This is a genomic window from Lysinibacillus sp. JK80 (assembly GCF_027557635.1).
Classification (GTDB): domain Bacteria; phylum Bacillota; class Bacilli; order Bacillales_A; family Planococcaceae; genus Lysinibacillus; species Lysinibacillus capsici.
On the sequence record NZ_CP058997.1, the window covers coordinates 2,928,513 to 2,952,629 of the forward strand.

Below are 24,117 nucleotides of genomic sequence, written 5' to 3' on the forward strand. Positions count from 1 at the left end.
CTACTCATCCTCGCTTATACTTAAAATAATTGTTACAACAACCCCCACCACTGTTAAAGCCACACCTGCTTCAAAAATAGTGACAGTTGAAAAGCCCATTTTCCCAAAGATAGGAACATCTATATACGTATGTGCTTGTGTTAAAAATGGGACATCAAAAAACAACGAACCTATTGCTGTTCCAGTTGCTAGCAATACACCAAGAGCTGCAACTTTTTTGAAGTCGAAAGGCATCCCTTTATGAACAGTTTCAATATCATAGGCTAGATATAACAAAACAATGCCTGAGGCTAACACCAGACCACCTATAAAGCCACCACCAGGAGCATGATGCCCAGCAAAGAATAAATACACGCCGAGTGTTAAAATAATGAACACAACGGCTTTGGTGACGGTTCTTAAAATCACATCATTAATTTTCATGATCTGCTTCCTCCTTTCGTGGCTTAAGCTTTGTCAGAGCATAGACCCCTAAGCCAGCAATTAGAAGAACAACAACCTCTAGCATCGTATCAAAAGCACGGAAATCCCCTAGTATTGTATTAACGATGTTGGAACCGCCAGCCAATTCATAGGCATCATTGAAGTAAGTAGCCACTGGTTCAAAGCGATCATAGTGTACTACTGCTAAACCAACAATAGTTACGGTTGCACCAACAAAAATAGAAATTAATGCTTTTGACCATTGAACCCTTTTACGTGGTAGCTCTGGCATTAAATCTGGCAGATATTTAAAACATAAAAGGAATAAAGCTGTTGTGACCGATTCAACAACTAATTGTGTTAAAGCTAGGTCTGGTGCACGGAAAATAACAAAGAAGAAGGCAATAGAATAGCCTAGTACACCATTTAGCAACATGGCTGTCACCCGACCCTTTGCGAAAATCATCCAAACAGCAGCAAAAATCATGACAAACACAAGGATTAACTCGTAGGATTCTATAGCGGAATCTTTGTCAAAATTAAAGGTCATGGCATCTGACCAAACAAAATAACCAGCGATAAGTGCAACAAAAAATACATATATATAGACAAAATAATGTGTTAAATTACCTGTCATATATTTATTGGTAAGCTTCTGTGAGCCATTTTCACTCATCTCTATCATTCGATTGTAATACGTATTAAACGTATACTTTTGTGAAAATAGACGATAAAGTGGCTTCCAGCTTTTTAATGTTTTAAATAAGATAATTCCAATAATAATGACACCTACTGTCATCAATAACTCTGCATTGATGCCATGCCATGCATGAATATGTGGTGTTAACTCACTTGTAGTTGGGAATGTTGGATAAATACTAGCCATAGCAGGCTCTAAAATATAATGACCTAATATATTAGGGAAGAAAAAGATACCAACTACCAACAAGCATAAAATAATTGGCGATATTAACATGCCAAGTGGAGCTTCGTGTGGTTTTTTATCAATCTTCTCTGGCTGTAGTTTACCCAAAAATGTACGACTAATTAAAATTAAACTATAGACAAAGGTAAAGATACTTGCCACCCATGCTACTATAGGGAAAAACAGCCCTATATCAGCAATAGAGAATGCTTCTACATCACGAATAGCCAATACTGCTGCAAAAAACATTTCCTTACTTAAAAAGCCATTAAATGGTGGCAGTCCTGCCATTGAGAAGCTACCAATCACAGCAATTGTAAAAGTGATAGGCATGAAAGACATTAAGCCACCTAAACGACGAATATCACGGGTACCTACTTCATGATCGACAATTCCAACCATCATGAATAAAGCTCCTTTAAAGGTCGAATGATTCACAAGGTGAAATAGCGCTGCAAAGCTTGCTTGGGTGTAAAGAATCGAGTTTTCCTCATAGCCATAATAATGACCAACAGACCCAAGACCAAAGAGACTCATAATTAAACCAAGCTGACTCACTGTTGAAAAGGCTAATAATGCTTTTAAATCCGTCTGACGGACAGCATTAAAGGAGCCCCAGAATAATGTAACTAGGCCGATAACACTAACTAGCCAGAACCATACTGCCTCTCCTCCAAAAACCGGTGAAAAACGAGCAACTAAATAAATGCCTGCCTTCACCATTGTTGCGGAATGTAAGTAAGCACTAACAGGTGTTGGGGCCTCCATAGCATCAGGCAACCAAATGTGGAATGGAAATTGTGCAGATTTTGTAAAAGCCCCTAGTAAAATTAGAATAAGCGCTGGCGTAAATAAGGTATGATCTCGTATAACCTCTACATTAGCTACAATTTCACGAATACTAAATGTATGAGAAGCTACATAGAGCATTAAGAAACCCGCAAGCATTGAGAGTCCGCCAAAGACGGTAATCATCATCGCTTTTTTAGCACCTGCCCGAGAAGCCTTTCTATGATGCCAAAATGCGATTAATAGGAATGATGACACACTCGTTAATTCCCAAAATGTGTATAATACCATTAGGTTATCTGAAAAAACAACGCCAAGCATAGCGCCCATGAATAGTAATAAATAGCAGTAAAAATGATGAAGAGATTCTTTCGTTGATAAATAAAAAATAGAATATAAAATGACTAAACTACCTACACCTGTAATCAGCAGACCAAAAATCATACTGAGTCCATCTAGGTAAGTTGTGAAATTTATATTAAAAGAGGGAATCCACTCATATGTATGAATAAAGGTTTTACCCTCGGCTAATTGAGGAATATAGCGAGCGAGTAAAAGAAACAAGATGAATGGAACAGATAAAACAAACCAGCCAAGATGTGTGACACGCCTTAGTCGCCTGTAAAGCAATGGAATTAGAGCAGCACAAACAAATGGCAAAAGTATCGCAATGAGAACTGTGACCAAATGAAAACCTCCTACTATCTAAATCATCTAGCAAATTTTTGTGGTGATGGGCATGTAAAGTGCTAAGACTTTAGAAATTTGTTCAAGCTAAGGAACATATTAGATGTATTCTTGAAATTTATTAATGGAATGTGGTGGGGTATTAAAGTGCCTAATTGTTTATAAAAACGGTTATTTTAGTTATTTAGTCACTTCTAACCCGATGCAAGCCTAAATAACTTGTGGAAAATCAGATAATTTATACAGTTACAACTCAGTTAATATCAGCATAATGAAGACACTTGACTATCTATTTAACTCACTGCATAATAGTGTGGCATATGAAAGCAAATTAGCATAGATGCACAGAATGCATAAATTAAATAATCTCTAATTATCGATTTAAGCTTAATCCTTCAAGGGTTTTCCAATACATTTTCGTTAACTTTTATACATTTTTAAGTATACAATATAAATGAGCATAATGCACTGTAACAGCATCGATTTTAGCTGTTTTAGGATAATTTTTTCAAAATCAACAGTGAAATTAACAAAATACCAACAGATAAGAGGTGTACATTTTTTATGAAGCATGTAAAAGGGCGTTTGGATGAAAGTATATTAGTTTGTGTTTATTACGGCTTAAATGGCGAACGTTTGATTCGTCGTGGTCATAAGATGGCCACAATGCTTGATTGCCCACTCTATATTCTTTCAGTCGATTCGCAACCCCTTGATGCATTTGACGCAGAGAAATCTAGTTATATAGAGCAATGGAAAAAGTTATCAGATGAACTTGAGGTTGAAAAATTTATTTTGCAAGATAATGAAAAACGCCCCATACAAAAGGTTATTGCAGAGGTCGCGAAGAATTATAGTATTTCACAAATTATCGTAGGGCAAAGCGCACAAAGCCGTTGGGAGGAAATCACTAAAGGTTCGTTCTTAAACGTACTGTTAAAGGAAGTTCCTTTTGTTGATTTTCATATCGTAGCTGTTCAACGCCCAACCGATGATGATGCAAATGAAACATATGAAAAAGGAGTACGTGCTTACTTAATTAAAGAACAGGAGAACTTTAAAGTAGCATTTACATGTCCTAAGTATGTATCGATTGAAGGTATATTCTTCAAAGAAATTGGCACAGATTTTGACAATGGCATCTTTAAATTTACTTACAACGATAAAATGCATGAAGTTCATATTTCAGAGGGCTATGTAATTGATCAGGAAAAATTGCCAGCAGAATTTTTAGCTCCATTAAGACAATAAAAAAACGCGTAGATACGCGTTTTTTTTATTAGACAGCAGCTGAAGCTGGTTTATCTTTCGGTAAGAAGAAGGCAACTAGTAATAATAAAGGTAATAATGAAACAACAATCATTGTAAAATCAATGCCTTTATGATCCATTAAAACGCCGATAACCATTGCCCCTATTGCGCCCATTCCAAAAGCAAATCCTGTTGTTAAACCTGCCATGGTGCCAATTTTTGTTGGGACTAACTCTTGCGCATAGACCACCGTTACGGAGAAGCTAATCATAATCAACGTACCAATAATAACTAAAAATATCATAGCCGCCCATAATGGTACATATGGCAGTGCTAAACAAAATGGCATAGGGCCAACTACAGAAAGGATAATGACATTTTTCCTACCAATACGGTCTGATAAAGAACCTCCAAAAAAGGTACCTACTACACCAAATGCCATGAAGGTGAATATTAATATTTGCCCTAGTCGAAGGCTGACCTCATAGTGATCCATTAGATAAAACACATAAAAACTTGTTATATTTGTTGTATAAAATGATCGTGCAAAAATAATTGTAAATAATAATGTTAATGCGATTCCTACTTGTTTCTTTGTTAATGGAGGCAATGTTGAGACGAGTACACGCTTTTTCTTAGTTGCACGCTCCTGCTCCAATTGTTTTTTATACCATGTAGCAATTTTACTTAATAAAATAATACCAAACGTTGCAATTACTAATATGATCGCAGCCCCACGTTGCCCTAAAATATCAAAGATGTAAGCACTAATTAATGGTGCTAGTGCTTGCCCTGAATTTCCCCCCACTTGATAAATAGACTGCGCAAGTCCTCGTTTAGATCCAGCTGCCATAAAGGAAACTCTCGATCCCTCAGGGTGAAAAATAGCTGACCCGAAGCCTATAAATAATACCGCAATAATAATAATCCAATACTGCGTTGTGAACGCTATAATAGCAATCCCTATAAATGAACTAATCATACCGATAGGTAAAGCATAAGGCATTGGTTTTTTATCACTGATAAAGCCTACCGCAGGCTGCAATGCAGAAGCAAATATATTTAATACAAAAGAAATCATTCCAATTTGTGTAAAGGTCAATCCTAATTCACTCTTAAATATCGGAAACATCGCTGGGATAACAGCTTGCATCGTATCATTAATTAGGTGAGCAACACCGATTGCAATCATTATTGGATAGATTGGATTGGTTACATTTAAATGTTTATTCATGTTGCCACCTCACTCTTATTTTGTTTAAACATGATTGTCGCATACTATCGACCTTTTTGCACAAGCTATAGTTCGACAGCTGTAAAAGGAGTTGATATATGCATGGAAAGTTTTATTCATGCTCACTTTTGGGAAATGATTCTACGAACAACACTTTCGTTTTTTGCCTTACTAATTCTGGCACGTATACTTGGAAAAAAACAATTAGGCCAGTTAACATTTTTCCATTACATTACAGGTATTACATTTGGGTCGATTGCTTCAGAGATTGCCTCTCAGGAAGAAACACCATTTTTAGATGGTATGATTTCCCTCGTTTGGTGGAGTGCTTTAACGTATTTGATGACCGTTATTACGATTAAATCTAAAAAAGCTCGCGTTCTCATTGATGATAAACCAACAATTGTTATTCAAAAGGGTCTTATATTAGAATCAGCACTACAAAAAAACCGTCTTCATCTAGATGAGCTTACAATGATGTTACGTGAACAAGCCATTTTCTCCGTACAGGATGTTGAGTATGCTTTACTAGAAACAAATGGAAAGCTCAGTGTGCTACAAAAAACCTCTGAACAAGTGGCTACAAAGCAGGATGTTAAAGCCGATGTATCACCACCTACCTACCTTCCTACTGAAGTTATTTCTGATGGTCAACTTATTACCGAGAATATTGTTGAACTTGAGCTGACAGAAGACTGGGTAATAAAGAAATTGAAAAAGCAAAATGTGCATTCTGTAGAAGAAGTTTATTTTGCTCAAGTCCAAACAAATGGTTCCTTGTACATCAGCTTAAAAGATAAAGCGAGACATTCAAGCCCTTAATGCTTGTCTAGTCTCGTTTTTTTGTTAATCAATTTTGACAATATCTAAGGGCGTAATAATACCGAGTAATCTTTGATGTGGTTGACCATGCTCCGTTATTAATAATGCCTCAAAGCGTCTCCCTCTTTCGACTCCTTGTTTAAATATTTCCTCAGCCTCATAGATGGATATCGTTCTACTGACAAATTTGTAATTCACTCTATTTTTCTCATGCAATAAGATATCATGCAGTGTTGGTATTCTTTTCGGTAAATGATCACCACCCATCTTTGACGCAAGCCAATTTGTGATTCCTACTGTTGTGATTAGCCCCTTAAACTGCTTATTATAATAAACAGGAAATTGTGTATATTTGCGCTGACGTATCACTTTTAAAACATGTTTTAAAGAATCGTTTTCTTGAAAAATCAATACTCTTTTACGGAACATTTGCCCCACAAGCGTTGGCTTAGCAAGGGTAGCATCTATGTATTCAATTCGTTCTACAACATCAGTATGTGGCTCTGCAATCACATAATGTAATGATGTACGATGATGCACAATCGCATTTCGTAAGTCTGCATATGAGCGGAGATCATCTTCATATTTCTTCACCAAGACATCCTTTTTCTTTGCTTGATCAATCAGCCGATAAAAAGGCATAAAATCCTTCGCACCTACAATATCTCTCAGTCTATGATCTATTCGATTAAACGCTGTCAGGAAACGATCGGAATTTTCAGTTCCCACTTTTCATGTCCCTTCTTTCTATAGTAGTCTATATATTTTCCGAGTTATTTGACAAATTTCGAGTTACACACCCATTATATTCCTAAGTTATAGAGATTCCAAGAAAGGAGTTTTACAATCCCTCTTGAAAGTGACGTTACGTCATTTTATATAATGTCATTAACAGAGAGGAGGAGTGATTACCTTGCTTACGATTCACAATGTATCAAAACAAACTGGCATTTCTGTTCGAACGTTACGTTACTATGAGGAGATCGGCTTGTTACTTCCTATAGCAAAGACTGAGGGGGGACATAGGATTTACGGAGAGAACGAGCTCAAAACGTTACAACAGATTGTATTTTTAAAGGCATTGGGCTTCAAGTTGAAAGAAATTCAGACACTTATCAATAATTCATGGAACTGGGAAGCAAGTTTAGACCATCAGTTAGCTTTTGTAGCAGAAGAGCAAAAGAAACTACAGCAAATGAAGAACACTATTCTTGGATTAAAGAATGCTTCGTCTATCGAAGGTGGGTTGACAGAGTCCCTTATCCAAAAGTACATTAAGCTTTCAAATCAAGAACGAGATAATAAGCAAGCCTTCCGCCAGCAGATTTTTGCAGCTACAGAAATGGAACTACTTAGAAAATTACCCAATTTAAATAAAAATGATCCTAATTCTTTAGAGTGGATTGGTTTATTAGGTCAATTAAAGCAGCTTCATAATGAAAGTCCTGAAGCCGATTCCGTTCAGTTTATTATTAAACGAATGATGGAAAAAGCCGAGGTAGAATATAACGGAAATGATGAATTTTTAGAGAAGATGTGGACCATAAGAAAATCTACTTATAAATCTGAACAAATTGGATTATATCCTTTAGAGGAAGAATTTCTACATTTTATAGAGCAGGCTTTTCATGTTTATGAAACAAAAAAACAGGCGTTAGGAAAATCACAATCATGAACATAGAAATGTTGCTACTGATTGGTACCTTAGCTTTGTTAGACATGTTTAGTCCTTCTATAATTGGCGTATCCGTCTATGTATTGCTTGTGGCTAAAAAACAGCAGATCCGCCTTTTATTAACCTATTTAATGACTGTTGGGTTGTTTTACTTTAGTACTGGGATTTTTTTAATATTAGGTCTAGGTGTCATATTCAACCCTATTTCTAATTTGCTAGATAGTTACTCAGCTCGATTAATCATGACCATAGTAGGGGGAATTTTATTTATTGGCAGTTGGTTAGTTCCAAAAAGAAAGGCAAATGGATCCCCTAAACCAAAATCTTTACATGTGAGCTCTATGGTAGCTTTAGGTTTCACAACTTCTATTTTAGAAGTTGCAACCGCTCTTCCTTATTTCGCGGCAATAGGTATTTTAACGAGTAATCAAATAGTGTTTTATGAATGGTTACCTTTATTGGCAGGATACAATTTAGTAATGATTGCACCAGGGATCATCCTACTATGCTTTCATCTATTATTCCGCCGATTTATGAATAAACCTTTAAGAAAAATTCAAACGCTTTTTGATCAAAGAACAAGCTCGACCCTTTCTTGGATTATGTTCTTTGTAGGATTGATTTTGCTTATAAATGGTAGGATGATTTAAAATAAAAAACGGTAAAAATGGATTTTTACCGTTTTCTCTTCAGATTTTTGTCATAGACGCATTTCTTTTCATCATCACGATACCAATGCCGATGCAGATAATTGTCAATGCTAGCGTAATGACTAAGCTCCACCAGTAATCTGACATCTCTATTGTTCCTCGAAATTTTGCAATTCCGTAGCTTGCTAGTTTCCACGGAGATATTGTCCAAAAGATTCCTATAATCATATCGATAATTTGCCCAACAAAGATCACTGTAAATGCACATGTTGTAGCAATAACTGTTTTAAAGCTGGCACTCATCATTAACGTAACAGCTATCACAAATAGCAACCAAATATAGTACGTAGAAAAGCTTACTAACAGTGCACCCACGTCCAACGTTCCATATAGAATAGTTGTATAATAGACACTTGCACCAAACCCAGCTAAAATACTAACAAAACAAATGGTGCTCATAACAACAAATTTACTCAAAAAATATGCGCCAAATGATATAGGCCTAGCATATAGTAATGTTGCCATACCATTAGCACGTTCCTTACTAATAGCTCCTACAAACGAAGCCATCATCACCAATAAGCCAATTGTTTGAAATTGCCCGATAGAAGCTTGAATTAAATCCAGTGGCATTAATTCTGGCATCAACATTTCAAAGCCCTCTGGAACATTTCCAACAGCATTTAAAATATCCATCATATAATAGTTTGTTAGTGGATCACTCATTCCAAGCAGAGCAAACACTAGAGGAATCCATAGAAACTTCCAACTCCGCCATGCTTCTCTAAATTCCTTTTGCAGAAGTACATTGAATCCTCTCATGCCTTTTTCGCCACCTTCATGAAAATTTCTTCCAAAGATGCTGTCTGTCGCTCTACCTTTCTAATTGTATAAGGACATTCACTTAACCGTTGAAACAACATTTTCATCGTCGGCTCTTCATTCACGATCTCAATATACACATTACAACCTATTACATGATTAGAGGAATTTGCAAAAAGCTTAGCCTCTTCTTCACTGCCAAATTCAATGACATAATTTTGCTCATCAAAACGTTGCCGTACTTCACGTAATGTTCCCTGCTCTACTAGTTTTCCATTTTGCAAGAATAATAGTTGATCTGTCATTTCTTCAGCATCATTTAAAATATGCGTTGAGTATAAAATAGTCGTCTCTTGCTGTAGTCCTTTTAATAAATCAAGTACTTCTCTACGGCCAACTGGATCTAATGCTGAAACAGGTTCGTCTAATAGCAGTAATTTAGGCTTATGCACTATTGCTTGGGAAATACCTAGTCGCTGCTTCATTCCACCTGAAAAAGAGGCTATTTTTTTATGTTGGACGTCCCCTAACCCTACAAATTCTAAGGTTTTTTGTGCTTCTAATTTAGCCTTTTTGGCTGCTACACCATTCAATTTTGCAGCCATTTCTGTAAACTCTAACGCAGTTAACCAAGGATGAAATTGTGGATATTGGGGTAAAAAACCTATATTCGAACGTAAATCATTACCTAGCATCTTTACATTTCCAGCAGTCGGTCTTAAAAGCCCCGTTAACATAGATAAAGTGGTTGTCTTGCCAGCTCCATTTGGACCAATTAAAGCCGTAGAAGTTTTTTCCTCTAAGTTAAAATGAATAGCATCTACAACTTTGTGCTCTGCAAATTGCTTGGTCAAACCTATAACTTGAAGTAAAGTTGTCATGACTGCTTTCTCCCCACTATAAAGTACGCAATTGATCCAAATAGATTAGCAAAAAGAATAATAAACACCCAAAGAATTTTAGGGCCGTTTGTTGCATGAATTTTTCGTAAATCAATAAGTGCTACAATCATCAAAATAATTTGAACGATGATGAGCGGTACTATTACTGCCCATGGAACTTTTGCTAATTCCTCCATCATACAGATCACCTCATTATTTGTTATACATTAACTATAACAACTTTGTTCTAATATGTATAGAACAAAGTATCTCTTACATCATAAAAAAAGATGTACCTTAATTAGTACATCTTCTCAATTATTTATAAAGTTTTTGCAGCGCGTCTTCCATTTTAGGGCGTATCGTCACCAATGGACGAGCTTTTTTGACAGCTGCCTGTGCTGCTTCTAATGAATCAGCCATTCCCAACTCCATTAATATAGCAGTAGCTGCAACACCTGCACGTCCACCACCACTTCCACAGTGAACATATACTTTTTGCCCTGTCTCAAAGGCTATAGCAACTTCTTGCGCGACTTGTTGAATGGATGATGCTACCTCACTATCTTCATCTGCTATAGGCATATGTTTATAAGAATAAGGAACTGTCTCCTGGTCTTGAGGGGATAGCCCTTGAACACGAACATCTATCACAACATCAACGGATTCTTGTGTAAATGCAGCCTCTGCATCTTTTGCACCGCCAAAGAACAGTTGATCCTTTACTAAAACATCGTAGTCTTTCCCCATATTCTCCACGCCTCACATGTTTATTTTAGTAAATGCTTAATATCCTCATAATATGGTAGAGCCGTTAAAGCACCTGCTTTTGTTGCGGCAAACGCTCCTAATTTGTTGCCAAAGCTTGTACAACGCACTAGTTCTTCTTTTGTTGTAGGTAAACCATTGTAATGGACATCACGTAGGACACCTGCCATAAATGCATCTCCCGCACCTGTTGTATCCACAGGCACTACTTTCTCAGTCGGTACATGTATAACTTCACCATTAAGGACTGCATAAGTCCCGTTTTCTCCTACGGTAATTAAAATAATAGGCACTAAATAGCTATTTAATTGCTCGATACCGTCTTCTAAGCTACTTGTCTCTGTCAGGAAGAATAGCTCATCATCCGTCACCTTTAAAATATCGACATCCTCAAAAAATGATGTAATCGTATCTCGACAAATTTCTTCACTGCTCCAACGTAAAGGACGAATATTTGCATCCATTGCAATAATCGCACCCTTGTCCTTAGCCATTTCTACTGCAGCTCGTGTTGTAGCAAGAGCTGTCGGATGGAACATTGTGCCCGAACACACCGTTAAAGCAGAGGCATGCTTAAAAGCTGCTTCATTTAGCTGTGATGGTTCAACTTGTAAATCAGGTGTTTCATCAACATAATCCTTAAAAATTCGCTCACATGCTTCTGTTAGATGCACATATACACCACTTACTCGTTTTGCTGAATCAAATACGGCATAATCCAGTTTCACACCCTCTTGGGCAAGCCCATCTCGCACAAATTGCGAGCCCTCGTCATCCCCCGTAATTGTAATTAATGCGGAAGGCGCACCAATGCGGCTAATACCCGCTGCAACATTGACCGTTGCGCCACCCATATATTTAGTAAATGATGTGTTTGTTACATCATCAGCAATATAGTCAATAAAAGCATCTCCATAGACTAATATAAAATCCTTCTCTTGCTTTGTCATGATAGTCCTCCTGAAAGTCTAGTCATTATAGATTAACACGAAAATTGTCATTCTATAAAGGTTTTTACTTTTGGCATTTCTTTATGAGAGGATGGATAACTTGAGTCATCCCCTATCTTTGTTATACTTGCCTATAGAAAGGTAGGGATTATCAAAATGAGTATTACAATTCGACAAGCGCAACCACAAGATGCCCATGCCGTTGTGCCTTTAATTATCGACGCCATTGGCGATATTGCTAATCGCTTAACTGGTGAGCAATCAACGGAGGCTGTTATACGAGAGCTGACTGTTCTTTTTCACCAAGAAGACAATCGACATTCTTATTTAAATACTTTTGTTGCTACTGAAAATGAACAGATTTTGGGGATTCTCGTTTATTATCACGGCGAACAAGCCGTTCACATGGACGCTAACCTTGTTAAATGGCTTGAAGCAAAAAATGCGCCATCCATTGTTATTGACCAAGAAGCCCATGAAGATGAGGCTTACATTGATACAGTTTGTGTTGCACCAGCTGCACGTGGTAAAGGAATCGGAACATTGCTATTACAATTTGCCGAAGAGCTGACAAAGCAGCGTGGCTATACAAAATTATCATTAAATGTTGAAACCCAAAAAGAAGAAGCTCGCCGTCTTTATGAACGACTAGGCTTTGTTATTACGGAGCCTTGGTCAATTATTGATGAGCCTTTTCACCATATGGTTAAACAGTTTTAGGAAGTGAATAACTAATATATGAAAAACAATTTGATTTACCCTCTTTTGATTGTTATTGCATCTAGTAGTTACGGGATCTTGTCGACTATTGTCAAAGTAGCTATGCAGCATGGCTTTACATCAGCGGAGGCTGTATCAAGCCAATATATTATTGGCTTTTTACTCGTAATATCCATCTTTATTTTTACTGACAGAAAATTACCAAGACCGTCCAAGAAGGGCTTACTTATTTTAATATGCGCGGGAATTTTTACAGGGACAACAGGTATCGTGTACGGAGAATCTTTAAAGTATCTTCCTGCTTCTCTTGCAGTAGTCATGTTATTCCAATTTACATGGATTGGTCTACTGATTGATTGTGCCCTCCATAAAAGATTACCAAGTAGACCTGAAGTAATTTCAATCGTTATCTTATTTATAGGAACGATTCTAGCTGCAGGTGTATTAAATGTAGATTTAAGTGACATTCCTATTCAAGGATGGCTATTCGGTTTTACAGCAGCCGTTACTTTTGCATGTTTTATTCAATTTAATTCTCGACCCGTCGAGGGCGTGACTACCACATCAAGGGTATTAATCGTTTCCTCTGTAGCCCTTATTTTGATCAGTATTTTCCTAAGCCCCGAGGTTATTTGGAACGGTAAACTATTCATGCAAGGCCTGTGGAAATACGGACTAGCACTAGGTCTTTTCGGTATCATTTTACCGATTTATCTATTTTCAATTGCTATCCCTAAAATCGGTGGTGCGCTTGCTTCTATTTTAAGTGCCATTGAATTACCAGTGGCTGTTACTGTTTCCGTTATTGTTTTGCATGAACCTTTAACTGCTGTACAAATTATCGGGATTGTACTGGTGATTGCTGGTATGATGCTGCCAACCATTGTTGCACAACGTCAACAAAAGGATAGCTTATTAGAAGCACATTCATAAAACGACAAAAAACTCCTTAAAAATGGAATGATTCCTTTTTAAGGAGTTTTTTTGAACTTTAATGAAATGCCATTGCTTACCATTATGCACTTCGCTATGATGAATGCAAATGTAATTTTTTAATAATTCTAACATTAATGTTCCCCTTCGGTATTATACTGCAATATGCAAGTAACTTACTTTAAGAAAGGGGAAGTTGATGAAAAAAGCCTATATTCTTGGTTTTTTCCTTATGTTAATGCTTTTCGTTTTAGCTGCTTGTAATGGCAAAGATCAGCAAAATTCTACAAATGATGCAGCAAATAATGACGAGGCATCGGATGGTAAAAAAACAGAAGTAGCAGCAACGTCGCCTTCAGGCAAGCTAGTAATTTACACTGGACGTGACGAAGAAATGGTGCAAAATGTGATCGATCAGTTTAATGAAAAATATCCAGACATTGAAGTAGAATTTCTAACGATGGGTGCTCAACAAATTTTAGAACGTCTTCGTGGAGAGAAAGCCAATCCTCAAGCAGATTTTTGGTGGGGCGGAACCCAATCAGCGCTCATTGTTGGCGCCAATGAAGACTTACTACATGCTTGGCAGCCGAGCTTTATTGACTCTATTGATACCACACACAAAGATGTTGAAGGACGATGGTTCGGCGAGATGCTGTTACCAGAAGTAATTATGATTAATAGTGATTTACTAACAAAAGAAACTGGTCCACAGGACTGGGATGACTTATTAGATCCTAAATGGAAGGATCAAATTTTAATCAGAGGTGTACTGGCGTCAGGCACAATGCGTACGATTTATTCTTCCATGATTGTACGGCAAGATGCAGATTCACCAGATAAAGGCTATGAATGGTTACTAAAATTAGATGCCAATACAAAGGAGTACACACAAGACCCTAATGCCTTGTATTTAAAGCTAACACGTCAAGAAGGCAGTGTCTCCCTATGGAATCTACAAGATATTTTGTTAAAAAAATATACGACAGATTATCCTTTTGATTATATTTATCCTGAAAGTGGAGCACCTATTTTAGTAGACGGTGTAGCAGTTGTAAACAATGCGAAAAACCTAGAAAATGCGAAACTATTTGTAGAGTTTTTATTTGAAAAAGAGATGGTAACACAATTAGCTAATGATTACTATCAAATTCCTACACGTTCTGATATCGACAAAGCCTCCATGCCAGAATGGTATCAGGAATTAGATTTAAAAACATTTGATATTGATTGGCAGCTAATGTCTGACAAAGAAGCCGAATGGATGGAATACTGGGATAACAATATTAAAGGGCGCGGTAAATAGTAGAACGGGTAAAAATTCGGCTTATACAGCGAATTTTTACCTTCCTGCATCATCTAGATTCTTTGTTAGAGAGGAGCTAATGATTGAGAAGTGTCAGAATTGAAAATGTCTCGAAGCAATTTGGTCAAGTGTATGGCGTGAAAGACTTAAATCTTGAAATAAAAGCTGGTGAATTTTTTACCTTTCTCGGTCCTAGCGGCTGTGGCAAAACAACCACTTTAAGGATGCTTGCAGGCTTTTATTACCCTACTAAAGGCAAAATTCTTTTTGATGAGCGAGATGTCACTCGACTTCAGCCCAATAAGCGCAATATCGGCATGGTATTTCAAAATTATGCCCTTTTCCCCCATATGACAGTTGATGAGAATATTGCATTTGGTTTACAAGTTCGAAAATTTTCAAAAGCTGAGATTCAGCACAAGGTTGATCGAATTAGAGGCCAAGTGCATCTTGCTGCTTACGGCAACAGAAAAATAAATGAGCTATCTGGTGGACAGCAGCAACGTGTTGCTTTAGCTAGGGCACTCGTGATAGAGCCAGATATTTTATTGCTTGATGAACCTCTATCCAATCTAGATGCAAAATTGCGTGAGGAAACACGTATTGAAATCAAACGAATCCAATCTGAGCTTGGAGTCACAACGATATACGTTACTCACGATCAAATGGAGGCCATGTCTATGTCGGATCGAATTATGGTCATGGAAAATGGCTATATCAAACAAATTGGTACTCCTCAGGAAATTTATCATCAACCCAAGGATCGTTTTGTGGCAAATTTTATTGGTGAAACTAATTTAATTGAATGCTCAATCCAAGCTATTGATGGGGAAAATGTACAAGTACGAACAGTGAATGGACATAATTTAACTGGGCGAAAGCAACAAAGCTCTCCCTCTTTAACGCATATGATTGGAGACAAAGTATTTATTTCTATTCGTCCAGAATCGATTCAACTTGGTACTGGTGAAAACACATTAACAGGAAAAATTACATTTGTTGAATTCACAGGCATTAGCGTTAATTACATTGTAGATTTTACTGCGTTCTCACTTAAAGTAATGCTTATTAATTCTTATGACCAAATCAAAAAGATCGGTGAAGATATTACAATCCATATGGCACAAGATTCACTATACTTTTTAGGGGAATAGGAGGAAGCCAATATGGAGAAACAGTCTGAAAGTACGTGGACGCGAATTTTTCATGCTAATTGGTTTGTCTATGTTTTAATATCGCCATTATTTTTAGTGTTATTCGCCTATGTGGTTTACCCCTTCTATCAAACTTTCATCCAAAGCTTTGCTGGCGATGAAGCATTCTTGCACTATAAGAAATTTTTTGATATAGCTAGTCCAGCAAATTTAGAGGCCTTGTGGACCAGTATTTATATTTCATTCATCAGTGTTATTTGCTGTGCACTTGTTGGGGTAACAATGGCCTTTTTACTAGAACGCTATAATTTCCCTGGGAGACGGATATTGTCTGTTTTAGTTTTGGTTCCAATGGCACTTCCTCCTCTAGTAGGTGTTTTGTCCTTTTCATTTTTATATGGTGATAGCGGGATTTTCCCACGAATTTTTCAGCATCTATTTGGGTTGGATCACGTTCCTTTTGCCTTGAAGGGAATATGGGGTGTCATCGTTGTTCATACATTCACAATGTATACGTACTTCTATTTGACTGCCTCTGCTGCCATTAAGGGGCTTGATCCTGCTCTTGAAGAGGCAGCTACTAGTCTGGGTGCAGGGCGTATTCGCGTATGGACAAAGGTTATTTTACCAATGCTCACACCTTCTATTGTTGCCTCATCCTTATTGGTGTTTATGATTTCTATGGCTTCTTATACTGCACCTTTGATGTTTGGTGTAGAGCGTACTATGACGATGCAAATTTATTTATCACGTACAAATGGGAATCTTGAGATGGCTGCAACACAGTCGATGATATTATCTTTTGTATCTATCACTTTTTTAATCATTATGCGCTGGTATCAAAATCGCAGAAATTATCAAAATCTAAGTAAGGGAATTAGTGTTCATCGTTCAGAGGTATCCTCGAAAAAGGTAAAAATTATAGCAACAATTGCTTCTTTTGTTGGCACATTAATATTGATACTGCCTATTTTAGTGCTGATATTGATCTCTTTTTCTGTGGATGGCGCTTGGAAAACGCAAATTCTCCCGACCGACTATACAATTGATCATTATATTGCCCTTTTTACCGATGAGCGCACATGGCGACCTATTTGGAACTCTATTCAAATGGGTGTCATTGCAACACTGGGCAATATTATCTTTGGTGTCGCGGCTGCTTATGCTATGGTGCGCTTAAATTTTAAAGGGAAAACCTTGCTCGATATTTTGATAATGGTACCTTGGGCTTTGCCAGGAACAGTTGTTGCTGTTAATTTAATTGCTGCTTTTAGTACAGAAAGTATCTTTAGTTTTAACCAAGTATTGATCGGGACATTTTGGATTTTGCCATTAGCCTACTTTATTCGACATTTACCACTTGTTTTTCGATCAACATCCGCCTCTCTTGTACAGCTAGATCAATCGATTGAAGAGGCATCACGTGGCTTAGGAGCCAACTGGTGGTATACATTTAGACGTATTGTTGTGCCTTTAACATTCACCGGGATTTTAGCAGGGACACTCTTAGCCCTCGTGCAAAGCTTTGGTGAATTCGTTGCATCCATTCTAATTTACAGTACATCCACTATTCCATTGTCTGTAGCGATATTCCAAAAATTATATGCATTTAAATTTGGGACCGCCTGTGCTTATGGTGTCTTACAAATTTGTTTAATTTTAGTTGTCCTTATTATTTCTGAAAAACTATCAAAAGGCAGTGCTGGTACAGCCATTTAGCTGCCAATCTATTAGGGGGCCATGACAATGTTTGAAGATTTTCGCAATAAAACACAGCTGGAAGATGGGATGATATTCCCTTCTAACATCTATCGAAAAATCGTTTTACAGCCAGCTTATGATGAGGCAAAAAAAAATTTTTTAACAATTATGCTACAAATCAATATTGCTCATTTAAAAATGTTAGAAGAACAAGGACTTGTAAAAAAAGATGAAGCAAAGCAAATTGGGATAGCTCTAAAAAAAATTGACTTAAATTATTATCGTTTAGAGGATTACAGTCCCCAATATGAGGATTTATTTTTCCGCATTGAAAATAAATTAATAGAGCTTGCTGGTGATGTTGCTGGAAATCTTCACATTGGCAGAAGCCGAAATGATATGGGTATTGCCATCTATCGAATGACATTAAGAAAAAAATTATTACTATTAATGCGCGAGTTACTAACATTACGTGATGATTTAATCGCTGCTGCAGAGGAACATATCGATACCATTATGATTGGCTACACACATACACAGCAGGCCCAGCCTACAACCTTCGCCCATTATTTAAAGGCCGTCATCGATCAGCTAGAGCGTGATTTTGAACGAATGCAGCATGTCTATAAAACCGTCAATCGTAGCAGTATGGGAGCCGCTGCCTTAACAACGACAGGCTTTAATATTAGTAGAGAACGTATGCGTGATCTACTAGCCTTTGATGATATTATCGAAAATGCATGGGATGCGGTTGCAGGAGCAGATTATATAGCTGAGGCTGCAAGTATTGTACAGCTTGCAGCACTCAATCTTGGCCGTACTTCTCAAGATTTTTTATTATGGGCTACTCAGGAGTTTAATGCGTTTACACTCGCAAGTCCATATGTGCAAATAAGCTCTATTATGCCTCAAAAGCGTAATCCTGTTTCTATAGAACATACACGCTCATTACTATCTGCGGTTGTAGGAGATGCAAGTACAGTATTACAGATGGTACATAATACACCTTTTGGCGATATCGTAGACACTGAGGATGATATGCAGCCTTATTTATGGCGTGCCATTGACCGCTTAATTGGTATTTATAAGTTGTTTGGTTCGCTTGTTGTTACAATGGATGTCAATAAGAAGAAGTTAAAAAATCGCGCTGAAAATAGCTTTGCGAATGTCACTGAGCTCGCTGATACATTAGTCCGTTCAGAGGGCATTTCCTTCCGTCAAGCACATAGTATTGTTAGTAAATGTATTAAGGTTCTACTTGCTCATGGAGAGGAATCATTAGCTAGTCTTACATGGGGACTTGCAAATACACAATCGAAATTGATCACGGGCAAGGAATTAACTATTTCAGAAGAGGATTTCTATAAGACATTAAAACCAGAATCTTTTGTTGGTGTACGAACATTACTAGGTGGACCCGCTCCAGCCACTATGAAAGCTGCCCTTGAACGCTCCAAACTGAATGCCCATGATTTTTATGAATGGATTCGCTTAAAGGAAAGTTCCATTATTGAAGCAGAAAAAGAACTAACAGCCTTTCTAGAGGAATGGAATCAATGAAGCAATGGTTATTAATTATTGATGGTGGGGCGACAAAAACAGCATGTGCAGTTGTTCATGCTGAATCTGGTGACATTGAATATTCTATATCCGCTAAAGGCTCTAATTATCAAGCCATTGGTGTTGAATCAGCTACAGCAATTTTACAAGAGCTTTTAGCAAATGTTGAAACATTTTTGCAAAAGTATCCTAATTCTCAAATTGCTGTAGCTACCTTTGCTTTAGCTGGCATTGATTCTCCGAAGGATCATGCAACCGTCGTAACCATTGTTCAAAATGCTCTTCAGACCACACAGTTACAAATCGATACACTAATTATTGAAAATGATGCGGAGGCCACACTATTAGGTGTGACTGCTGGACAGGCAGGTGCACTACTCATCGCTGGAACAGGAGCTATTGCCTATGCCTTTGATGGGCAGCGGATTGTACGTGTAGGGGGTTGGGGACATCGGGCTGGCGATGAGGGAAGTGGGTATTGGTTAGGGCAGGAAGTCGTAAGAGCTATATTTAAAATGGAGGATGGTCGTGGGAAACCAACAATCTTAAAGGAAGCCGTCTATCAATCTTTAGGTATACAAGATGTTACAGAGCTCGCTGAATGGCTATTCCGCCCTTCCTATACCAATGCACAACTGGCCAAGATGGGTTCCTTTGTGGCAAAGGCAGTCGAGCAAAAAGATGCTTGTGCCATCGAAATATCTCAACAAGCAGCCCACGAACTAGCTATTCTAGCAAACGCTGTATTGAAAAAAATTAACTATCAGAATACACCATTTAATCTATATTGCAATGGTGGTGCCATCAAGCATAATCCACTCATTTTAAAGTTCTTTACAGAGGAAATAACCTTCATGTATCCTCAAGTGGACATTATCCTTTGTCAGCATCAGCCTATTACCTATTTAATTGAACGAACAAAAAGGGCATATGACTGTTTATAAGTCATTGCCCTTTTCTTGCTTTTAAAGTGCCAGTCTCTTCAATTCATTCGTCGTAAAATAGAGATACCCATCCTTTATAAATAAATCCTTCGAATCCTCCCTATTTAGTACCTCTTCTCCACTACCATCTGGACGAATCTTTGTTAAATACGCCCCTCGGGAATAATTACTAAAGTAGAGCCAACCATCCGAATAAACGATATATTGTGCCCGTGAATTTGTGACACGCTTCGTTTTACCAGTTTTCATATCTAGTACATATAACTTATTGTCATCTGCAATATTACTATAAAACAATTGGTCTCCAACCTGTGCTGGGAAGTCTATATCATGATAATAACTATACAGTGTGCTTGTTGCTTTTGGATAGTCTTCAGCAATCCACGTGTGATCCTTCGCCATTGTACGGTCATCTACTAAAAAGTATTGGTAGCGTATTGCGCCCTTACGATCTGGTACTGGATCATTCCATGTCGTATCGAGATGATACCATTGTCCATCCAACTTGACTAGATTCCACGCATGTCCCTCTTGACCTACATAGCCTACGATATATTTTGTTTCAATACCCAATTTTTGAAGCATAGAGTGGGCAAGTAAAGCATAGCCCTGACATACTCCCCCGTGCTCGGCAAGAACGGTATAAGCGCTGTGTGGGCTAGAATTCGTTTGTTCTGTATAGGAAGTATTGGCAACAATATAGTCATTGACAGCTCGTACCTTTTCTACATCCGTCATAGATTTTTTACTAATCTTAGCAATAATTTCTTGAACATTCATCTCCACATATGCCGCCTGCTCTGGCGTCATTAAATAGCTCTGTTCTCCAAAAATAGTTGCTTTATTTCGCCCATATTCATATCGAATTGAATGTTTACTTACATGGCCGTAAACATAGTCATCGCGTTTGATAGCATTGTTATAGGCCTCTTCTACAATTTGTTCAATTCGCTGTGTATTCCCTTTATATTGAATTTCAAACTTTGGTGAAAAGCTATTATAGTACGCATACATCGCATCAGCCAGTTCCTTGGCATTTGTCACGACTAACTTTGTTTCAGGTTTCTGAATAGGTGGAGCTGTAGGGGCTACCTCCGCTTCATGGACATCTTCTATAGGTAGGGCTGTTTCAATTGAGGCATTATCTGAAAGTCTTGCAGTAACATCTACGATCTTCTCTTTTGTTGAAAGTAGCATAGTTTCTATGTCATCATTATTTGTCCAATCGACCACCTGCTGAACAACAGCCTTACCAGCCGTATAAATAGGATCAATAAAAATAATAATAATGGCAATTATAGCTAATTTCTTCCACAAACTCCTCACCTCCAACCGTCTTCCTTACATTATATACAAAAAAAGCACAAAGAACTCACTTAAGGGTCCATTTGTGCCTGTTAATATTTGTTTGTTGACTTAATTAATTTTAAGTTTATGTTCTTTTGTCTGGACATTATACAGTAAATAATTGTCACTAACCTTTAAATTTGTTACTGGCTGCTTCACTAGCACCTCAGCTTTTAACGTTTTTAAATCTAGCTTTGTCAAATACCCACCGTTACTGTAATCACTATAATATAGGTTTTGATTAGTCCCTGTAATATACAACGCACGTTTATCTAATACCTTTGACTTGCTACCACTAGTCATATCAAGCTTATACAGTTTATCGTTATCTGCAGTATTACTAAAATAAACAATATTATTTAACTGATGTGCGAAATGAACATTAAGCAAATAACTGTATTTAGTGCTTGTAGCAGGAGGATAATTTCCTTTAATCCAAGTGTGATCTTTGCTAATTTGATTGTCCGACACTAAAAAATAGTCATAGGACGCCGCACCAACGCGATTTGGCAAAGGATCGTTCCATGTTGTATCCAAATGATACCATTTCCCATCAACCTTTACTAAATTCCAAGCATGTGCCTCATTCCCATTTACAAAACCTACAACATATTTTGTCTCTATCCCAGACTGCTCTAACATAGCATGTGCTGCCAATGCATAACCCTGGCATACAGCTTGTCCTTCAAAAAACAAAGCATAAGCACTATGTGGACTTGCCTTAGTTTTAGTCCCGTACATAGTATTGGATACAATATAATCGTTAATAGCTTTTACTTTTTGGAAATCTGTCATAGAAGGTTTGATAATATTTTTCAATATTAGATTAATCTTTTTTTGTACAGCTACTTCTTGAGTTTGACTTGTCAGGTACTTCATTTTATACGTTACATTCCCTAGAGAATCTGCGGAAACCATGGTACTTTCTATATGTCCACTTGCATAAACGGCTTGTTGCTTAGCTTTTTCAAGTGCGTCCATCATTTCTTTTTTGAGGTCGCCTATTTTGCCTGTATACGTAATTTTTATATCGGTCTCAAAGTTTTGTATTTGCTTTGCAAGTTCTTCTGTTAATTGATCCCAATTTGCTACTGTTGAGTTCGCTACCATAGGATAAATTTGGGAGGTATTTTCTGTTTGTTTTGCATAGACCGCAGTTGGACTTAATATCAATAAAGCCGCACCACATAACAATAATTTTTTCATCACTCATCACCTTCCCTTGATTCTTTCTTCACTATTTAGCATAGCAAAGAATGTACCTACTAAGCTATCATACAAGTTCACTAACTAAGACTTTTAACTAAAAATATATTAAATTTTATATAATATAAAATACCTAATAATAAAATATAATTAGCGAATATAACTATTTTTTTGCAAAATAATAAAACTCACCTAATTAATAGTGAGTTTTATTTCGATTTAGATTCTGTAATTGTTCAGGAGTTTAGAAAATTATCTACTTTTCACCACTAAATTAACTGCTTCCTGAATGGCTTCGTTCATTTTTTCGCCATCCCCTTCAGCATTCTGTACACATTCCAATAGGTTTGTACTAACAATAACCCCAACTGTACGGTCTACAGCAGAGCGTACTGCTGATAATTGTGTAATGACTGCCTTACAGTCTTTTTCCTCCTCCATCATTTTCAAAATGCCACGTAGCTGTCCTTCCATCCGTTTCACACGATTTTTCACTTGATCTGAATATTCCATATACATTGCTCCTTCTCTTATACTCGCTACGCTCTAATGAGTGATCGTTATTCTTTATCCTAGCTCATTATTTTAAATTTAAACCTAGCCATTACTATTCCTTGGCTTTAGATAATTTATGAGCATTCTCGTAATAATGGTACCAGCGTTTGTTATTTCATCGTACTGAATTATTGAATTCTTCTTTATACGTAATTGCCCAATTTCAACTTCGAAAACTGGACACTTTCTTTTAAGTGCAGCAACTAACATGTTTGTATCATAATCATAGCGTTCACCTTTTACTTTCATTAACCAAGGCAACTCTTTGATGGAAATATAACGTAAACCTGTTTGTGTATCCATTAATTTCTTATGATACAGTATCTCGAAAAATAAGCTTGTTGCACGATTTCCCCAGTAAGAAAGAAATGTACTATCAGTTGAACGAAAGTTACGTACACCTAGCACAATCCCTTCAGAAAACACCTTTGTCATCGTTAAAACAAGCTTCACATCTTGTAAAGTATGTTGCCCATGGGCCCCAATTGTAAGGATACCATGGCACCTCGCTTGTTGTTCTCGTATATATGCAAAGGCGGTCTTAAGTGCGCCACCCTTACCAATATTGCAATCATGCTGTAGTACTTGGCAGCGTTCAATTTTATCTAGGTTTTCAAAAATATCTTTATATTTTTGATCACTCCCATCATTGACAATGATGATTTGTGTAATAGTCGTTGCTAACAATTGATGTACATAGGTAATGAGTGATTGTTGTGGATTATATGCTGGTATAATAGCTGCAATATTTTTCATTTCGATCCCCCACCTAAAGGCTGACAGGTTCTCCGTAGCTACGAATCTCCCTTATATC

Annotated in this window: 24 protein-coding genes; 11 read left to right on the forward strand and 13 right to left on the reverse strand. The window is 37.2% G+C overall.

The annotated features are described in order from the left end of the window. Entirely contained in the window at positions 1 to 423 is a 423-nt protein-coding gene (locus HXV90_RS14670) for a Na(+)/H(+) antiporter subunit B (protein WP_004233141.1), read from the reverse strand. Then, positions 413 to 2,824, reverse strand: coding sequence for a Na+/H+ antiporter subunit A (locus tag HXV90_RS14675; protein WP_048395768.1), 2,412 nt, complete (start codon positions 2,822 to 2,824; stop codon positions 413 to 415). Before HXV90_RS14675 ends, HXV90_RS14670 begins: the two co-directional genes overlap by 11 nt. A gap of 564 nt (positions 2,825 to 3,388) precedes the next feature. On the opposite strand from HXV90_RS14675, the gene HXV90_RS14680 reads away from it, so the two are divergent. After that, the gene (locus tag HXV90_RS14680) at positions 3,389 to 4,075 is read left to right on the forward strand and encodes an adenine nucleotide alpha hydrolase family protein (RefSeq protein WP_036075307.1); all 687 of its coding nucleotides are present in this window, start codon (positions 3,389 to 3,391) and stop codon (positions 4,073 to 4,075) included. A 28-nt stretch (positions 4,076 to 4,103) separates the two neighbouring features. Here the strand turns inward: HXV90_RS14680 and HXV90_RS14685 are convergent, their stop codons facing one another. Further along, positions 4,104 to 5,309, reverse strand: coding sequence for an MFS transporter (locus tag HXV90_RS14685; RefSeq protein ID WP_054548546.1), 1,206 nt, complete (start codon positions 5,307 to 5,309; stop codon positions 4,104 to 4,106). A gap of 102 nt (positions 5,310 to 5,411) precedes the next feature. Between HXV90_RS14685 and HXV90_RS14690 the strand changes: the two genes are divergently transcribed. Next, positions 5,412 to 6,131 (forward strand): DUF421 domain-containing protein, encoded by a 720-nt coding sequence (locus HXV90_RS14690; RefSeq protein WP_081010917.1) that lies wholly within the window; start codon positions 5,412 to 5,414, stop codon positions 6,129 to 6,131. Between the two features lie 24 nt (positions 6,132 to 6,155). Here HXV90_RS14690 and HXV90_RS14695 read toward each other — a convergent pair whose 3' ends face one another. Next, positions 6,156 to 6,860, reverse strand: a complete 705-nt coding sequence (locus HXV90_RS14695; RefSeq protein ID WP_048395772.1) for a CBS domain-containing protein — start codon at positions 6,858 to 6,860, stop codon at positions 6,156 to 6,158. Positions 6,861 to 7,035: 175 nt separating this feature from the next. Between HXV90_RS14695 and HXV90_RS14700 the strand changes: the two genes are divergently transcribed. Together HXV90_RS14700 and HXV90_RS14705 are read left to right on the forward strand one after the other, a co-directional pair. After that, positions 7,036 to 7,806 carry a MerR family transcriptional regulator gene (locus HXV90_RS14700; protein WP_269897507.1) on the forward strand — a complete coding sequence of 257 codons (771 nt, stop codon included), beginning with the start codon at positions 7,036 to 7,038 and terminating at the stop codon, positions 7,804 to 7,806. Continuing rightward, a complete protein-coding gene (locus HXV90_RS14705) occupies positions 7,803 to 8,456 on the forward strand; it encodes a GAP family protein (protein ID WP_103117268.1) in 654 nt (217 codons plus the stop codon). Before HXV90_RS14700 ends, HXV90_RS14705 begins: the two co-directional genes overlap by 4 nt. Positions 8,457 to 8,495: 39 nt before the next feature. Here the strand turns inward: HXV90_RS14705 and HXV90_RS14710 are convergent, their stop codons facing one another. From HXV90_RS14710 to HXV90_RS14730, 5 genes are all read right to left on the reverse strand, one after another. Further along, the gene (locus tag HXV90_RS14710; protein WP_103117267.1) at positions 8,496 to 9,278 is read right to left on the reverse strand and encodes an ABC transporter permease; all 783 of its coding nucleotides are present in this window, start codon (positions 9,276 to 9,278) and stop codon (positions 8,496 to 8,498) included. After that, positions 9,275 to 10,159 (reverse strand): ABC transporter ATP-binding protein, encoded by an 885-nt coding sequence (locus tag HXV90_RS14715; RefSeq protein WP_054548550.1) that lies wholly within the window; start codon positions 10,157 to 10,159, stop codon positions 9,275 to 9,277. The genes HXV90_RS14710 and HXV90_RS14715 overlap by 4 nt, the downstream gene beginning before the upstream one ends. Then, the gene (locus tag HXV90_RS14720; protein ID WP_269897508.1) at positions 10,156 to 10,359 is read right to left on the reverse strand and encodes a PLD nuclease N-terminal domain-containing protein; all 204 of its coding nucleotides are present in this window, start codon (positions 10,357 to 10,359) and stop codon (positions 10,156 to 10,158) included. The genes HXV90_RS14715 and HXV90_RS14720 overlap by 4 nt, the downstream gene beginning before the upstream one ends. A 118-nt stretch (positions 10,360 to 10,477) precedes the next feature. Next, on the reverse strand, positions 10,478 to 10,909 hold the full coding sequence (locus HXV90_RS14725) for a protein-tyrosine phosphatase family protein (protein ID WP_048395783.1): 432 nt from the start codon (positions 10,907 to 10,909) through the stop codon (positions 10,478 to 10,480). A 20-nt stretch (positions 10,910 to 10,929) separates the two neighbouring features. Beyond that, entirely contained in the window at positions 10,930 to 11,877 is a 948-nt protein-coding gene (locus HXV90_RS14730; RefSeq protein WP_269897509.1) for a carbohydrate kinase family protein, read from the reverse strand. 156 nt (positions 11,878 to 12,033) lie between these two features. Here HXV90_RS14730 and HXV90_RS14735 point away from each other — a divergent pair, with 156 nt between their 5' ends. The 7 genes from HXV90_RS14735 (at position 12,034) to HXV90_RS14765 (ending at position 20,195) form a co-directional block, all read left to right on the forward strand. Beyond that, entirely contained in the window at positions 12,034 to 12,597 is a 564-nt protein-coding gene (locus HXV90_RS14735; protein ID WP_103117266.1) for a GNAT family N-acetyltransferase, read from the forward strand. Between the two features lie 18 nt (positions 12,598 to 12,615). After that, entirely contained in the window at positions 12,616 to 13,530 is a 915-nt protein-coding gene (locus HXV90_RS14740) for an EamA family transporter (RefSeq protein WP_048395789.1), read from the forward strand. Between the two features lie 199 nt (positions 13,531 to 13,729). Continuing rightward, positions 13,730 to 14,836, forward strand: a complete 1,107-nt coding sequence (locus HXV90_RS14745) for an extracellular solute-binding protein (protein WP_269897510.1) — start codon at positions 13,730 to 13,732, stop codon at positions 14,834 to 14,836. 83 nt (positions 14,837 to 14,919) lie between these two features. Then, entirely contained in the window at positions 14,920 to 15,990 is a 1,071-nt protein-coding gene (locus HXV90_RS14750) for an ABC transporter ATP-binding protein (RefSeq protein WP_066038451.1), read from the forward strand. Positions 15,991 to 16,002: 12 nt separating this feature from the next. Further along, positions 16,003 to 17,709 (forward strand): ABC transporter permease, encoded by a 1,707-nt coding sequence (locus HXV90_RS14755; protein WP_115673079.1) that lies wholly within the window; start codon positions 16,003 to 16,005, stop codon positions 17,707 to 17,709. A gap of 27 nt (positions 17,710 to 17,736) precedes the next feature. Beyond that, positions 17,737 to 19,251, forward strand: coding sequence for an argininosuccinate lyase (argH, locus tag HXV90_RS14760; RefSeq protein ID WP_054548557.1), 1,515 nt, complete (start codon positions 17,737 to 17,739; stop codon positions 19,249 to 19,251). Then, positions 19,248 to 20,195, forward strand: coding sequence for an N-acetylglucosamine kinase (locus tag HXV90_RS14765; protein WP_269897511.1), 948 nt, complete (start codon positions 19,248 to 19,250; stop codon positions 20,193 to 20,195). The genes argH and HXV90_RS14765 overlap by 4 nt, the downstream gene beginning before the upstream one ends. A gap of 21 nt (positions 20,196 to 20,216) precedes the next feature. Here HXV90_RS14765 and HXV90_RS14770 read toward each other — a convergent pair whose 3' ends face one another. The 4 genes from HXV90_RS14770 to HXV90_RS14785 form a co-directional block, all read right to left on the reverse strand. Next, positions 20,217 to 21,512, reverse strand: coding sequence for a transglutaminase domain-containing protein (locus tag HXV90_RS14770; protein ID WP_269897512.1), 1,296 nt, complete (start codon positions 21,510 to 21,512; stop codon positions 20,217 to 20,219). A 99-nt stretch (positions 21,513 to 21,611) separates the two neighbouring features. Continuing rightward, positions 21,612 to 22,748 carry a transglutaminase domain-containing protein gene (locus tag HXV90_RS14775; RefSeq protein WP_269897513.1) on the reverse strand — a complete coding sequence of 379 codons (1,137 nt, stop codon included), beginning with the start codon at positions 22,746 to 22,748 and terminating at the stop codon, positions 21,612 to 21,614. A gap of 252 nt (positions 22,749 to 23,000) precedes the next feature. After that, on the reverse strand, positions 23,001 to 23,261 hold the full coding sequence (locus HXV90_RS14780) for a metal-sensitive transcriptional regulator (protein WP_004233098.1): 261 nt from the start codon (positions 23,259 to 23,261) through the stop codon (positions 23,001 to 23,003). 84 nt (positions 23,262 to 23,345) lie between these two features. Further along, the gene (locus HXV90_RS14785) at positions 23,346 to 24,059 is read right to left on the reverse strand and encodes a glycosyltransferase family 2 protein (protein ID WP_269897514.1); all 714 of its coding nucleotides are present in this window, start codon (positions 24,057 to 24,059) and stop codon (positions 23,346 to 23,348) included. Positions 24,060 to 24,117 lie beyond the last annotated feature (58 nt).